The organism is Pseudonocardia sp. OZ21, assembly GCF_059359135.1.
This window is the reverse complement of sequence record NZ_JCADBN010000008.1, coordinates 88374-103117: the sequence shown is the minus strand read 5'-3', so window position 1 is coordinate 103117 and position 14744 is coordinate 88374. Positions and strand designations below refer to the sequence as shown.

14 protein-coding genes are annotated in these 14744 nt (G+C 71.9%); 7 read left to right on the top strand and 7 right to left on the bottom strand.

Annotation, left to right across the window (positions count from 1 at the left end):
• Window positions 1-14: 14 nt before the first annotated feature.
• On the bottom strand, window positions 15-830 hold the full coding sequence (locus AC5L35_RS19490; RefSeq protein WP_495061087.1) for an MIP/aquaporin family protein: 816 nt from the start codon (window positions 828-830) through the stop codon (window positions 15-17).
• 213 nt (window positions 831-1043) lie between these two features.
• On the opposite strand from AC5L35_RS19490, the gene AC5L35_RS19485 reads away from it, so the two are divergent.
• Window positions 1044-1808: an IclR family transcriptional regulator gene (locus AC5L35_RS19485; protein ID WP_495061086.1), complete on the top strand. Its 765-nt coding sequence runs from the start codon at window positions 1044-1046 to the stop codon at window positions 1806-1808.
• Between the two features lie 19 nt (window positions 1809-1827).
• Window positions 1828-3339 carry a glycerol kinase GlpK gene (gene glpK / locus AC5L35_RS19480; protein WP_495061085.1) on the top strand — a complete coding sequence of 504 codons (1512 nt, stop codon included), beginning with the start codon at window positions 1828-1830 and terminating at the stop codon, window positions 3337-3339.
• A 24-nt stretch (window positions 3340-3363) separates the two neighbouring features.
• Here the strand turns inward: glpK and AC5L35_RS19475 are convergent, their stop codons facing one another.
• Window positions 3364-4260, bottom strand: a complete 897-nt coding sequence (locus tag AC5L35_RS19475; protein WP_495061084.1) for a CPBP family intramembrane glutamic endopeptidase — start codon at window positions 4258-4260, stop codon at window positions 3364-3366.
• A 114-nt stretch (window positions 4261-4374) separates the two neighbouring features.
• Entirely contained in the window at window positions 4375-5052 is a 678-nt protein-coding gene (locus AC5L35_RS19470; protein WP_495061083.1) for an HAD hydrolase-like protein, read from the bottom strand.
• A 50-nt stretch (window positions 5053-5102) separates the two neighbouring features.
• On the opposite strand from AC5L35_RS19470, the gene AC5L35_RS19465 reads away from it, so the two are divergent.
• Entirely contained in the window at window positions 5103-6299 is a 1197-nt protein-coding gene (locus tag AC5L35_RS19465; protein WP_495061082.1) for an App1 family protein phosphatidate phosphatase, read from the top strand.
• Window positions 6300-6308: 9 nt separating this feature from the next.
• On the opposite strand, the gene AC5L35_RS19460 is transcribed toward AC5L35_RS19465, so the two are convergent.
• The 3 genes from AC5L35_RS19460 to AC5L35_RS19450 are packed head-to-tail and all read right to left on the bottom strand — an operon-like array spanning window position 6309 to window position 8939.
• On the bottom strand, window positions 6309-7268 hold the full coding sequence (locus AC5L35_RS19460) for a ferredoxin family protein (RefSeq protein ID WP_495061081.1): 960 nt from the start codon (window positions 7266-7268) through the stop codon (window positions 6309-6311).
• Window positions 7265-8551: a cupin domain-containing protein gene (locus AC5L35_RS19455; RefSeq protein WP_495061080.1), complete on the bottom strand. Its 1287-nt coding sequence runs from the start codon at window positions 8549-8551 to the stop codon at window positions 7265-7267. The genes AC5L35_RS19460 and AC5L35_RS19455 overlap by 4 nt, the downstream gene beginning before the upstream one ends.
• Complete coding sequence (locus AC5L35_RS19450) at window positions 8541-8939, bottom strand: BatC protein (RefSeq protein WP_495061079.1); 399 nt, start codon at window positions 8937-8939, stop codon at window positions 8541-8543. The genes AC5L35_RS19455 and AC5L35_RS19450 overlap by 11 nt, the downstream gene beginning before the upstream one ends.
• A 194-nt stretch (window positions 8940-9133) precedes the next feature.
• Between AC5L35_RS19450 and AC5L35_RS19445 the strand changes: the two genes are divergently transcribed.
• From AC5L35_RS19445 to AC5L35_RS19435, 3 genes are all read left to right on the top strand, one after another.
• Window positions 9134-10150, top strand: coding sequence for a TerC/Alx family metal homeostasis membrane protein (locus AC5L35_RS19445; protein WP_495061289.1), 1017 nt, complete (start codon window positions 9134-9136; stop codon window positions 10148-10150).
• Window positions 10151-10367: 217 nt separating this feature from the next.
• Window positions 10368-11891 carry a GMC family oxidoreductase gene (locus AC5L35_RS19440; RefSeq protein ID WP_495061078.1) on the top strand — a complete coding sequence of 508 codons (1524 nt, stop codon included), beginning with the start codon at window positions 10368-10370 and terminating at the stop codon, window positions 11889-11891.
• A gap of 119 nt (window positions 11892-12010) precedes the next feature.
• Window positions 12011-13441, top strand: a complete 1431-nt coding sequence (locus AC5L35_RS19435) for an MFS transporter (protein WP_495061077.1) — start codon at window positions 12011-12013, stop codon at window positions 13439-13441.
• A 12-nt stretch (window positions 13442-13453) separates the two neighbouring features.
• Here the strand turns inward: AC5L35_RS19435 and AC5L35_RS19430 are convergent, their stop codons facing one another.
• Window positions 13454-13786, bottom strand: a complete 333-nt coding sequence (locus AC5L35_RS19430; protein WP_433279597.1) for a putative quinol monooxygenase — start codon at window positions 13784-13786, stop codon at window positions 13454-13456.
• Window positions 13787-13949: 163 nt separating this feature from the next.
• Here AC5L35_RS19430 and AC5L35_RS19425 point away from each other — a divergent pair, with 163 nt between their 5' ends.
• Window positions 13950-14669: a hypothetical protein gene (locus AC5L35_RS19425; RefSeq protein ID WP_495061076.1), complete on the top strand. Its 720-nt coding sequence runs from the start codon at window positions 13950-13952 to the stop codon at window positions 14667-14669.
• Window positions 14670-14744: the final 75 nt, after the last annotated feature.

Below are 14744 nucleotides of genomic sequence, written 5' to 3'. Positions count from 1 at the left end.
GGTGTTGGTGGGTCTTACCGAGGGACGTCGCGGCCCACGGGAGTGGGATCGGAGGCCTCTTCGGCGGCGACGATGAAGCGGTTGATGCAGAGCTGGAACAGCCCGCCACCGATGAGGCCACCGATGATCGGTGCCACGATCGGCAGCCACCAATATGGTGTGCCGTTCTGGTCGGTCCAGGCGGTCGAGTATCCGGTGATGTACGACGCGAGCCGGGGCCCGAAGTCACGGGCCGGGTTGATGGCGTAGCCCGCGTTCGCCCCCCAGGCCATGCCGATGCCCACCACGAGCAGCCCGATGACCACCGGGCCGAGGTTGGACAATGGCGGGTTGTTCCTCGCGTTGACCAGCGCGAAGACCACGAAGACCAGGATCGCGGTGCCGATGATCTGGTCGAAGAACGCGGTCGTGAGGCTGATGCCGGCTGCGCCGTTACCCGGGAGCGTGGAGAAGATGATCTGCGTCGTGTAGGTGTGGCCCGGGTCGATCATGTCGATGTAGTTGGCGTAGTTGAACCGGACGATCAGGGCTGCGACGAACGCCCCTGCCGTCTGCGCGACCACGTAGGGCACGACCTTGCGCCACGGGAACCCTTGGAACGTGGCCAGCGCGATCGTCACTGCCGGGTTGATGTGGCCGCCGCTGAGACGACCCGACACGTAGACACCGAGCATCACGCCGATGCCCCACGCCCAGGCGATGGAGTCGTGGTCGCCCAGGCCGCTGCCGCCTGCCACGACCTGCGCGACCACACCTGCGCCGAACAACAAGAGGATCATGGTGCCGAAGAATTCGGCCGCCAGCTCCCCGATATACGAGTTCTTCGCCATCGAAGCCCTCCTTGGAAGGGTGCCGCTCGAATCGGCGGCTCCTGAACGCTAGGAACGGGTGTGACCTGCGGTCAACGGTTATGGTTCGGCATTGTCGAACCACCGATCGGACGAACATCACATTGTGGGCGACGGGAAGCATCGAGACGGGGAGTCCGTGCAGGGGGTGTCGCGTTGCGTGGACAGGCCGTGCACGGGTCGTACAGTCGGTCCGTGCCGGGGTTCATCCAGTCCATCGAGCGAGCAGCGGCGGTGCTGCGGCTCCTCGGGAGCACGGACCGGCCGCTCGGGCTGAAGGAGATCGCAGCGGCCCTGGACCTCCCGCCTCCCACGGCCCACGGCATCGTCCGGACCCTGCGGGAGGTCGGGTTCGTCGAACAGGACGTGGAGACCTCCCGCTACCGGCTCGGTCCGGGGCTGCGCGAGCTGGGCGGCGGAGGCTGGGACCCGCACGACCTGCGCGCCCGGGCGATGAACTGGGCGGACTCCCTGGCGGGCAGCACGGGGATGGCGGTGCAGGTGGGCATCGCGGCGTCGAAGTCGGTCCGGCTCGTCCACCACGTGTTCCGGCCGGACGGATCACCCCAGCGGATCCGGACGGGGGAGGAGCGACCCCTGCACGCCACCGCGCTGGGCAAGTGCCTGCTCGCGTTCGCGCCGGTGGCCACCCCGCACGCCCGGGAGCTCGACCTGCAGCGCTGGACCGGCCGCACGTGTTCCACCGTGGCTGCGCTGGAGGCCCATCTCGCGGTGGCCCGGCGCCGGGGCTGGGCGAGCGACACCGGCGAGTACGAGACGGGGGTGGGCGGGGCGGCCGCCCCGTTGCGGTCCAGCGGCGGGATGGTCGTCGCGGCGATCGCCGTGGTCGGTCCGGTGGAGGAGCTCTTCGGCCTGGGCGGGGAGTTGCGGCCGTGGATGCTCGAGCAGATGGTGGGCGCTGCGCGGGAGATCTCGGCGGCGCTGATGGAGGGTCGATGACGGGGCGGAGGGGGCAGTCATGACCGAGCGCGTCGTCGCCGCGATCGACCAGGGCACCACGTCCACCCGGTGCCTGCTGTTCAACCGGTCCGGGCGGATGGTCGCCGTGGCCCAGCGCGAGCACCGCCAGTACTACCCGCGGCCCGGGCTCGTCGAGCACGACGCGGCGGAGATCTGGCGCAACGTCACGAGGGTCGTCCCGGCCGCGCTGCGCAACGCGGGCCTCACCCCGGACAACATCGTCGGGCTCGGGATCGCGAACCAGCGCGAGACCACCGTGATCTGGAACCGGCACACCGGCGTCCCCCTCGCGCCCGCGATCACCTGGCAGGACACCCGCACCGACGGCATCGTCGCCCGCCTGGCCGACGACGGGCACGCCGCCCTGATCAAGGACATCTGCGGGCTACCGCCCGCCACCTACTTCGCCGGCCCACGGCTGCGCTGGCTGCTGGACCACGTGCCGGGCGCCCGTGAGGGCGCCGACGCGGGCGACGTCCTGTTCGGCACGATGGAGAGCTGGCTCATCTGGCGGCTCACCGGCGGCCCTCACGGCGGCAGGCACGTCAGCGACGTCACCAACGCCAGCCGCACGATGCTGATGGACGTCCGGACTCTCGAGTGGTCGGAGAAGTTGCTGGAAGTGCTGGCGGTGCCGCGGCGGATGCTGCCCGAGATCCGCCCGAACGCCGAGGTGTACGGCACGTGCACCGCCGTGCTGCCCGGCGTGCCGGTGGCCGGGGCGCTCGGCGACCAGCAGGCCGCGCTCGTCGGGCAGGCGTGCTTCTCGCCAGGCGAGATCAAGTGCACCTACGGCACCGGCGCGTTCCTGCTGATGAACACCGGGCCGCGGCTGGCCGAGTCGGCCCACGGGCTGATCCCGACGGTCGGGTACGTGCTCGGCGACAAGCCCGTCTACGCGCTGGAGGGCGCGATCGCCATGACGGGGTCGCTCGTGCAGTGGTTCCGCGACTCGCTCGGGATGATCGCGACGGCCGCCCAGATCGAGACGCTCGCCAGTTCCGTCCCCGACAACGGCGGTTGCTACATCGTCCCCGCGTTCTCCGGGCTGTACTCACCGCGCTGGCACCCGGACGCGCGTGGCGTGATGGTCGGGCTGACGTCGTTCATCAACCGCGGCCACCTCGCCAGAGCCGTGCTCGAGGCCACCGGCTGGCAGACGCGCGAGGTGATCGACGCGATGAACGCCGACTCCGGGGTGCCGGTCACCCGGCTCAAGGTCGACGGCGGCATGACCGCCAACCACCTGCTGATGCAGTTCGTCGCCGACGTCCTCGACGTGCCGGTGGAGCGGCCGCTGGTGTCCGAGGCCGTCTCGCTGGGCGCCGCGTACGCGGCCGGACTCGCGGTCGGGCACTGGTCCGACCTGGAGGTGCTGCGCGCGAACTGGCACCGCGCGGCCGCCTGGGAGCCCGCGATGGACGCCGCCCTGCGCAGGCGCGAGCACGAGAACTGGGGCCGCGCGGTGAACCGCAGCTACGGCTGGGTGCAGACGCCCGCAGGCGACTGACACCGCATCGCGACCGGCACCGCGTCAGCCGTTCGCCGGGACCGGGGCAACGGGTCCGTCGGGGTCGCGCTCCGACCAGCCCACCCCGCGCCGGACACCGGCGATCACCAGCACGACGGTGCCGAGCGCGATCGGGAAGAACCACAGCGCCACCACGTCCAGGGTCCCCCGCCCGTCGACGACGAAGGCGCCGTCGGGGGCCCCCAGGTACTGCGACACCCACTGGAACACGACGTGGAACCCGATGGGCGCCCAGACGCTGCCCGCCACCACGCGCAGCGCACCGAGCGCCAGGCTGAACGAGAAGAACAGGAGTACCCGGTCCACCGAGCCGGCCGCTCCCAGCAGCGTGCCCCAGACGGTGAACAGCGCCGCCTGCCCGAGGACGGCCGTCCAGCGCGTGAAGCGGTCGGCGAGGTTGCGGTAGAGGTAGCCGCGGAAGACGAGCTCCTCGGGAAGGGCCTCGAACAGCAGCACCAGCACCGGGAGGTAGAGGGCGAGGAGCAACGCGTGGGTGTCGACGTCGACGGCGGCGATCGTGGCCCAGCCCGCCCCGATGGTCACGGCCGTCCCGATGGCTGCCGCGCCGAGCCAGAACGCGGCCCCGTACAGCAGGGACCGCAGCCCGCCGCTGCGCAGCGGCGTGAGGGCCAGCCCCTCCCACGGGCGCGCGTCGAGGTAGCGGCGGGCCACCACCACCAGGGGCACGGCCAGCACCGCCGTCAGCACGGCGCGGAGCGCGTGACCGGGCCGGTCGTCGGGCGGGTTGCCGAAGAACGGGTCGAGCCCGGCGTCGACGGCGATCCAGATCAGGGCGACGGCCGCGAGAACGATGACCGTCCGGACGGCGAGGGACGGGCGCCACCGGAGCGGCCGGGATGCGGACGGGACGAACGGTACGGCCGAGCCCTCGTCTCCCATGGTCGTCGAGTCTGGGGGCGGGAGCCGCGGCCGGTCGTCATCCCTTCGTCGGATCTCCGGGCCCCGTCATCGAGGCGGTGGTGTCGGGGTTGACGACCAGGATCCGCATGGTGGTCAGTGGCGTGGCGCGGGCGCCACGGTGGACCAGACCTCGTCACCGCGCAGCGCGTCCGCCAGTGCCTCGACGTCGGGGACCACCAGCCGGGCACCGTCCAGCTCGCCCGGCTCTGCGTACCCCCACGCCACGCCGACCGTCGGGATGCCGTGCTCCGCCGCGCCGTCGACGTCGTGGTGGCGGTCGCCGACCATCACCACCGGCTGCCGGGCCGGGTCGAGGGCCAGCCGCTCGATCACCGACCGGACGACGGCCGCCTTGCCCACCCGGCCACCCACGTGGTCGGCCCCTCCCACGAGGTCCAGGAACCCGGCGAGCCCGACACCCGCGACGATCTTGCGTGCGAGCTCCTCGGGCTTCGAGGTGGCGACCGCCAGCCGCAGGTCCGCCTCCCGCAGGCGCTCCAGCAGCGCGGGGACGCCCGGGTAGACGGGGGTGACCGTGGCGGCCACCGCGTCGTAGGAGGAGCGGTACGCGGTGATGGCGGCGGAGGTCTGCTCGTCGGTCAGCCCGAGCTCCGGCAACGCGGTCTCGAACGGTGGCCCGACCAGCCGGCGCAACCGTTCCGCGTCCGGTACCGGGAAGCCGACCTCGGTCAGCGCCGCCGCGAGATGCTCGGTGATCGTGCTGGCGGAGTCGACGAGGGTGCCGTCAAGGTCGAGCAGGACAGTGCGCACCGACCCGACCCTACGGACCCGGCGTCCTCCCGGGCCGTGGGGAGCCACCGGTGAGCCGGGTGACGCTGCGCGAGGTGACCCCGCGGTGGCAGCGCTGCACCGGGTGCGGTAGCCCTTCTCCCGTGACGGACTGGGGCAAGCTGATCATCACGGTGGCACTGCGGGTGGAAGATCTCGCCGAGTCGGTGGTCGCCGCGTTGGCCCGCCTGCGCGGCCGCCGGCACCCGGTGATCATCCCGTTCATCGGCCACGGCACCACCCGGCGCGCCAGGGTGGGTGCCCGGCTCGTACTCGGACGGGAGGCCGCCGCGCCGTCGGTGCTGGCCACGGCCTCGGGGGAGGGTCCGGCGACGCCGCGCTCGCGCCGCGCGGTGCTGCGGGCGAGCATCGCGCGGTTCCTCACCATCGAGGTGCCGGGCGCCGAGGTGACGATCCATCTCCCCGGCGGTGCCGTCGTCGTCCGGACCGACCGCGACGGGTACGTCGACCACGAGGTCGAGCTGACGGACGTCGCGCCGGGGTGGCTGGAGGTCGAGCTGACCGGGCCGGCGGGATCCACCGCCACGGCGCGCGTGCTGGTGACCGACCCGGATGCGGGCATCGGGCTGGTCAGTGACGTGGACGACACGATCGTCGACACCGGGATCACGCGGGGCCTGGACTTCCTGCGGGTCACCCTGCTCACCGACGTCGAGGACCGCACCCCCCTGCCCGGCGCCGCGGCCCTCTACCGCGCGCTCGTCACCACCCCCGTCGGCAAGCCTGCGCGTCCGGTCTTCTACGTCTCCACGAGCCCGTGGAACCTGCACGAGATGCTCCTGCAGTTCGTGGGGCTGCGCGGGTTCCCGCTCGGCCCGCTGCTCCTGACCGACTGGGGCCCCTCCCACACCGGGCTGTTCCGCATCGGGGCGCAGGCCCACAAGCTGGGACTGGTGCGGCGGTTGCTCGACGAGCACCCGCACCTGCGGCTGATCCTGATCGGCGACAGCGGGCAGGAGGATCCCGAGATCTACGCGACGCTCGCCCGCGCGACTCCCGACCGGGTGGCCGCCGTGTACATCCGCCGCACCACGGGAGCCGATCCGGTTCGGGTGCGCCAGGTCGACGACCTCGCCGCCGAGATCACCGCCATCGGGGTCCCGATGCTCGCCGTGGACGACAGCGCGCAGATCGCCGCCCATGCCGCCACGCTGGGACTGCTCGACCAGGCCGCGGTGGCCTCGGTCCGCGCAGAGCTCGCCCACTGAACCGGCGTCTCAGGTCTCCATGTCGCGCTGGGCGCCGCGGGCGCTGGTCGCGGGCCTGACCTCGACCAGTTCGAACACGCGCATCCAGCCGGGGACCGTGGCCGCGCAGGTCAGCGGCCGTCCGGTCTCCACCCGCCGCTCACGCAGCCGGACCGAGCAGGCGGGGTCGGCCAGCTCGACCCGCCACCCGGGGCTGCCGTCCGCCTGCTGTTCGGCCACGAAGTCGACGGGCCGCAGCGCATCGACGCCCGTCGCTCCGGTGACCGCGCGCGCATGGTGCTGCGCGGCCTGGACGGCAGGTGGCAGCGACGAGCGCCCGCGCATCCAGAGCGGGTCCAGCCGCCCGGCCGCGTAGTCGCGCACGACAGTGGGAGCGTCCTCCGCCGTCAGGCCGCCGAGCACGTAGCCGTGGGGGAGCAGTACCAGCGCCGGGGCGAAGCGGCAGCCGCCGATGTGGCTGCACTCCCAGACGTGGGCGGGGTCGATGGCGGCGAGCGCGGCGGCGAGGGGGCGTCCGCGTACCGCGCAGCAGGTGTCGTGCCGGCCGTGGGTGCAGACGAGGTGCAGTGGCCCCGCGTACGGCTCACCGGGAGCGTGCACGGCCGCCACCAGCTCAGCCTCGTCGACGAAGGTCCCGGTGCGGATCGACTCGTGCCCGGGGCGTGAGTCGACGCGGAACCAGCGGCGCGGCCTGCCGGGGATGTCGCCGGGGACGACGTCGTCCGTGCGGACCGCGGCCCGGCCGGGCCGACGCACGAGGACCACCCGCCCGGCCTCGGTGGCCACCCAGGCCGAGATCGCGGCGACCGCCGCGGGATGTATCCCCGACTGCGAGAGCGGGACCCGGCCCCACGGTCCACCGTGTTCGATCAGGAACCAGCGGTCGGCCGGGGGTGCCGTGCCCTCACGTGGGTCGTGTGCGGCGTCGGCGACGAACGAACAGCGCGGCCAGGGTCCCGCCGGTGTCATGCGTGAGTGGCCGGCACCAGCACGCCCTCCCGAAGCAGGCGGCGCACCAGCACGAGCTGATCGGCCTCGTCCATTCCCCTGAGGCTACCCACCGTGCAGGTCGTCCCGCTCAGCAGCGCGCGCACCGCGGCCTCCGTGGTTGCGGGGAGCGTGATGTGCCGGTCGGGCAGGCTCAGCACGACCTGCTCGCCCCGCCGGGTGACCCGGTGCCGCAGCCCCACCCGCCGCCGGACGCCGTCCCCGGTGGCGAGGTGCTCGATGAACGTCGCCACGGCCACCGGGCGCACCGGTTCGGGCCGCCCACCCGTCCAGACCCGGCCACGGACGCGGCGTGCCACATCCTCGGCGCTCACCTGGTGGAGGGCCTCGGTGAGGGCCGAGCGCACGGCGGCGAGATGCGGCGCGAGCTGCTCGGGGTCGGACACGTCGATGCCCAGGGGCAACGATGCCCGCAGCTGCGGATCGTCGGCCACGAGCGCGGTCAGCGCCTCCACCAGCGCATAGCGCGTGACGACGTGGACGCCGACGGTCAGGTGCGCCGAGACGTCGCCCAGGGCGGTGGCGGCGTGCAGCCAGCCCCGCGGCAGGTACATCACGTCGCCGGGCTCCAGCACCGTGTCGATGACGGGGGTGTCGTCACGTGCCCGGGCGACCACCGCCGTGGCGTGCGCGTTCCACGGCTGGTCGCGCAACGGGTCGGGGTGCACCGGAGCGTGCACCGTCCAGTGCTTGCGCCCCGCGAGCTGCAGGACGAAGACGTCGTGCACGTCGTAGTGGGCCGAGAACCCGTGCGAGGACGGGGGAGTCACGTACGCGTTGGCCTGGACGGGATGACCGAGCTCGCCGGACAGCAGCGTCGCGAAGTCGATCACTGCGGGCCACGTGCGGTGCAGCGCCTGCAGCACCACGGTGGTGCCGTCGGCGAAGAGCGCCGCGACCTTGTCGTCCTGCACCTGGTCGCCGATCTCCGCGCCGGCGCCGCCCGGGCCGGTGAACGAACTGGAGTCGACCACGGACCCGTTGCGCGCCAGGCGCAGGAACGGGGTGCGCAGGCCGCGCCGCGAGAGCAGTTCGTCCACGCCGTCGAGGTCGAGCAGGTCGCGGAAGCCGTCGCTGTCGGCGCCGCGCACGAGCCGTGGCTCCCGGCCCCAGTGCCGGGCGCCGAAGGTGGCGGCGTCGAGACCGGTGACCCGGGCGACGGCTCCGCGGGGCGTCGCGGTGGGCGCCGGCCGCCCCAGCACGGGACGTCCGGCACCACCGGGTCGGGTGACCTCAGCGGGCACCGCTGTCCGCTCCGCCGTCCGCTCCGCCGTCGTGCACGCCGGCCTTGCCGCCGCCTGCGCCGGAGTCGGCCGGGCCCTCGGCACCGGAGTCGGCCCCGCCGTCGGCTCCACCGTCGTGGACGCCCGGGGTGCCGCCGGCTCCCGAGTCGGCGGGCCCCTCAGCCCCCGAGTCGGCTCCGCCGTCCGCGCCACCGTCAGCTCCGCCGTCGTGCACGCCGGGGGTGCCCCCGCCTGCGCCGGAGTCGGCCGGCCCCTCGGCGCCGGAGTCGGCGCCACCGTCGGCTCCGCCGTCGTGGACGCCCGGGGTGCCGCCGCCTGCGCCGGAGTCGGCCGGGCCCTCGTTTCCGCCGCCTGCGGTCGTCGTCATGTCGTCGTCGTCGAGCGCCATCGAGTCCTCCTCTGCTGGTGCGTCACCACTGCGATGACGGCCCGGGACTACCCGGTTCCCGCCGGTTATAGGCCGATGCGGGATCGGTCACCCTCCCGCCCGTCGGGAGCCACCCGGTTGTCGGTGGAACCCCACAGGTACTCCCAGCGTTGGGTAAAGCGTTCGTAATGCCATGGGCGACGTTGGAGGACCACGTGCTGGAGATCAGCGGGCTCACCTGGGCGGTGACGATCGGACTGGTCGTCGCGCTCCTGGCGCTCGACCTCGTGTTGGCGGCGGTACGGCCGCACCGCATCGGTTTCCGGGAGGCCACGGCGTGGTCGGTGTTCTACATCGGGGTCGCCGTCGCGTTCGGAGTGTGGTTCACCATGGCCTACGGCGGTGACTTCGGCACGCAGTACTTCGCCGGGTACATCGTCGAGAAGAGCCTGTCGGTCGACAACCTCTTCGTCTTCGTGATCATCATGACGACGTTCGCGGTGCCGGAGGAGCACCAGCACAAGGTCCTGACCTTCGGGATCGTGCTCGCGCTGATCATGCGGGCGATCTTCATCGCGCTCGGCGCCACGCTGCTCTCGTTGTTCTCGTTCATGTTCCTGCTGTTCGGCCTGCTGCTGGTCTACACCGCCGTGCAGATGTTCCGGCACCGCAACGAGGATCCGGACGTGGAGGACAATGCGGTGATCCGCAGCGCCCGGCGCATTCTGCCGATCACCGACGAGTACGTCGGCGGCCGGATCGTCACGCGGGTCGACGGCCGCCGCATGCTGACGCCGCTGTTCATCGTGCTGATCGCGATCGGCAGCATCGACCTGCTGTTCGCGCTCGACTCGATCCCCGCCGTGTTCGGGGTGACCGAGGAGGCCTACATCGTCCTCGCCGCCAACGCCTTCGCCCTGCTCGGCCTGCGGGCATTGTTCTTCCTGGTGAAGGGCCTGCTCGACCGGCTGGTGTACCTGTCGATGGGCCTGTCGATCATCCTGGCCTTCATCGGGGCCAAGCTGATCCTGCACTGGGCGCACGTGGACCTGAGCCCGAGCGTCCCGGAGATCTCCACGCCGGTGAGCCTCGCCGTGATCGTGGTGGTGCTCGCCGTGGTCACCGTGGCGAGCCTGCTCAAGACCAGGAGTGACCCGACGGCGAAGGCTCACGCCGGTTCGTTGCGTGCCCGTAAGCACACAGTTGCCGAGCGGGAGCGCGGCGGGGCCTGACCGCGCCGGTTCTCCGAGCATGATGTCCGCCGCCGAGCGCTGGATCCGAATCCCGATCCAGCCCGGCGGTGGATAGGTCGATTATGTCGTTTCTCCCGGTTTCGTCGTGTGGGAACGCTCACCTTGCGGGGGCCGATCCCGTGATAGAGATTAGACGTAATCTAACGCGGTTCGCATTTCTGCCATGCCGCTGACCACGGAGAACGGGCGACTCTGCATGACTTCCTTCACGGCCGGCTATGACGTCATCGTCGTGGGCGCCGGCTCGGCCGGTTGCGTCCTCGCGGCCAGGCTGTCGCAGGACGAGGGCGCGCGCGTACTCCTGCTCGAAGCCGGCAATGGGCAACGCACGGAGGCCATGGCCCTGCCGTCCTCGTGGCCGACGCTGATCGGATCGTCCGTGGACTGGGGTGACGCCACGGTCGTGCAGGCGGCGAACGGGATGGCCATCCCCTTTCCGAGGGGGAAGGCGCTCGGCGGGTCGTCGGCCGTCAACGCGATGTTCTTCGCCCGCGGCCACCGATCGAGCTACGACGCGTGGCCGGCAGCCGGAGCGACGGGCTGGGGGTTCGACGATCTGCTCCCGTACTTCCAGCGCACCGAACGGGCGGACGGCCGTGATCCGGCGGTGCGCGGGGACGACGGGCCCGTGGTGGTCACGCCGATGGAGCCGGACCCTTTCATGGAGGCGGGGCTGCAGGCGGCACTCGAGGTCGGTCACCCCGCGGCGGCCGACGTCAGCAGCGGCCTGGAGGAGGGCTTCGGCTGGATGGACCGGAGCATCCGCGACGGCCGGCGGTGGGATGCCGTCGCCGCGTATCTCGGCCCGGAGGTCCTGAGCAGGCCCAACCTGACGGTGGTCACCGACGCCCTGGTGCACCGTGTGCGAGTGCACGACGGGCGCTGCACCGGGGTCGAGTACAGCACGGCCGCCGAGGTGCTCGTCGCGGAGTGCCGGGAGGAGGTCGTGCTCACCGCCGGCGCCGTGGGTTCCGCGCAGTTGCTGATGCTCTCCGGTATCGGCCCGCAGGCCCACCTCGGTGCGAGGGGAATCGAGGTGGTCCTGGACCTGCCCGGGGTGGGAGCGAACTTCCATGATCATCCCCTGTCCATGGTGGCTTACACCCCGGTGCAGCCCGTGCCGACCGGACTCGGCAACCACAGCGGCGTGATCGGCCTGATGAGCAGCGCCGACGCTGTGGACGGGCCCGACCTCCAGCTGATCATCTCGGACATGCCGCTGTACGGGCCCGGGCTGAGTGGCCCGGACCACGTGTACGCCATCGTCTTCGCGGCCATGCGGCCGTACAGCCGCGGCACGGTCCGTCTGAGTAGCGCCGAACCCGGGGCGGCGCCGCTCATCGACCCGAACTACTACGCCGACCCCCGTGACCTCGACGTCATGGCGGCCGGCCTGCACGCGGCCCGGACGATCGGTCGCACGCTCGCCCTGGACCCGTGGCGTGGCGAGGAGGTCGTGCCCGGGCCCGACGTGCGGGATGACGAGGGCGTGCGCGACTACCTGCGCAGGAGCCTCGGTACCTACTTCCACCCGGTGGGCACGTGCAGGATCGGCGCGGACGGCGACGGCATGGCCGTGGTCGATCCCGATCTGCGCGTCCACGGGATCAGCGGGCTCAGGGTGGCGGACGCGTCCGTGATGCCCTCGATCGTGTCGGCGAATACGAACTCGACCGTCTATGCCATCGCCGAACGCGCCGCGGACCTGATCCGGCGGTAGCAGCCGCCGCTCTCGCTCGGTGGTGTCGTCGTCACCGGGGCGCACCCCGCCGGCTCGGCACCCCGAGCGAGCCCCCTGCGGGCACCACCATGACCAGCACCAGGGAACGGAGCACTTCCTTGTCACGCCCTCGAGAGGCATCGGACACCGGCCCGGCTCACCCGGGCGAGCGGGCGACACCGTCGGGAGGGCGCACCGACGCCGTGACGGTGGCGGCCCGCCTGGACCGGTTGCCGATCACGCGTACCCATCGGCTGATCACGGTCACGATCGGCGTCGGCATGTTCTTCGACATCTACGAGGTGTTCCTGACCAGCGCCGTGTCGGGCGCACTGACCAGCGAGTTCCACCTCACGAGCGCCGTGCTGGCCCCGGTTCTGGCCTCGACGTTCGTCGGCATGTTCATCGGTGCGATCGTGCTGGGCCGGATGGCCGACCGGGTCGGACGCCGCCGGGCGTTCCTGATCAACCTGGCGCTGTACTCGGTGGCCTCACTGGCCGGTGCCTTCAGCCCGAACGCGGTCTGGCTGATGATCAGCCGGTTCGTCGCGGGCCTCGGCGTCGGTGCCGAGCTTCCGCTGGCTGACGCCTACCTCTCGGACATGCTCCCGGCCCGCCGGCGCGGCCGCTACACGGCGTGGGCGTACACCATCTCGTTCGTCGCCGTGCCGGTCGTCGGGTTCCTGGCCCGCGGTTCGGTCGGCCACCTCGCCGGCATCGCCGGGTGGCGGTGGATCTTCGCGCTCGGTGCCCTCGGGTCCGCCGTCGTCTTCCTTCTCCGCACCACGCTTCCGGAGTCGCCGCGCTGGCTGGAGGCAGTCGGGCGCGGCCCCGAGGCGGACCGCATCACGTCCCGGCTCGAGGCGGAGGCCCGCCAGGGCGGTCACCGGCTCGCCGAACCGACGCGGCGGGACCCGGACGCCCCGGCCCGTCCCGCTCGTGCCGGAGTGCGCGCGCTGCTGACGCCCCCGCTCCGGCGGCGCACGCTGATGATGGCCGTGTTCCAGGTGTTCCAGGTGTTCGGCTACTACGGGTTCGGCACGCTGGTCCCCCTGATCCTGGCCGCGAAGGGCTACCCGCTGAGCACGTCGTTGCTGTTCACGGCGCTGACCTTCCTCGGCTACCCCGTGGGTTCCCTGCTGTCGCTCCCGGTGGTGGAGCGATGCGAGCGAAAGAACCTCGTGGTGGGGTCGGTGATCGCGATGGCCGTGTTCGGGCTGGCGTTCGGCTTCTCGAACTCGATGGTGCCGATCGTGATATTCGGGTTCCTCTACACCGCCGCCAGCAACGTCTTCTCCAACGGCTACCACATCTACCAGGCGGAGATCTTCCCGACGGCCGTCCGTTCGACCGCGGCGAGCGGCACGTACGCGATCTCCCGGCTGGCCACCGGTGCCATGCCGTTCGTACTGCTGCCGGTACTGGCGACGGCGGGGGCGGGCTGGGTGTTCGTCGTCATCTGCGGTGCGCTCGTGGTCGTCGCCCTCGACATCGGTCTCGTCGGGCCACGGACCACCGGTCTGTCCACCGAGGACGTCGTGGTCGCCTGAGTGGGCGCGAGCTCAGTCGGTGGCGAGGCCGGTGCCCCCGAGGGGGCGCAGGTCCACCAGTTCCGGTGGGCCGGCCAGCAGTTCGAGCACCTCGCCGATGCCGACCTCGCCGAGGTCGGCGGACAGGGCCCGGTCGGACGCCTCCTCGTCGGCCCACACCTCGGTGACCCAGACGGTGTCGGGCTCGTCGGCCGACAGGTTGATCACGTACAGCTCGCAGCCGGGTGCGCCACGCAGTCCCTCGGCCACACGGAGCAGGGTGTCGGCCAGCGCCGCTCCCCGGCCCGGCTGCGCGACCATGCGCACATAGCGTCCGACACGCCCCGGGTCCTGCACGGATGACATCCGACGACCGTAGCGGCGCCGCCTGCGCCGGGTCGGGCCGGGTCGGTGCAGCCGCGGTTTCGACAGCGGACGCCGGGACAAATGCCACAAGCGTGTGATGTGTCTTTTCAGCGGCGCTGCCAGGGTGCATGACGACGGATCACGACGAGGGAGTCTCACGATCATGAGCGACCTGCTGCAACTGGCTGTGCAAGCCCACGGCGGCGAGCGGCGCTGGGCGGAGGTCACCCGGTTCACCACCGCAGCCTCGATCACCGGCGCGATCTGGGCCCTCAAGGGCAAGGCGGACGTACTCGCCGAGGTGGTACTCGCGGGAGAGACCACCGAGCAGCGGCTGACCATCAGCGGGTTTCCCGGCGCAGGTCGGCGTACGTCCTGGACCCCGGGGCGCGAGACGATCGAAACCCTCGACGGCGAGGTGCTCGACCAGCGGAACGACCCCGCGTCCTCCTTCGCCGGCCATACCCGCCAGACCCCGTGGGACGACTTCCACGTCGCCTACTTCGCCGGCGAGGCCAACTGGAACTACTTCGTCGCACCGTTCCTGTTCACCCGCCCCGACTTCACGACCAGGGAGACCGAGCCCTGGGTCGAGGACGGCGAGAAATGGCGAGCGCTCGTGGTGACCTACCCCGATGCCGTCGTCGCGCACTCCCGGGAACAGACGTACTACTTCGACCAGGAAGGACTCCTGCGCCGGCTCGACTACCGGGTGGACATCCTGGGCGGCGGCCCGGCAGTGCACTACCCGAGCGAGTACCGGGAGTTCGACGGGATCATGGTGCCGACCCGTCGTCGGGTGTACGTGCGGAACCCCGACGGCTCGCCCAACCGCGAGTCGGTTTCGATCGCCATCGACTTCTCCGACGTCCGGTTCCGCTGAGCATTCGGGGTACCGAGCGGGTTGGCTGACGCGGAGTACGGCGGGTGACGTGGGACCGACCGGGGCGCCGCGCGG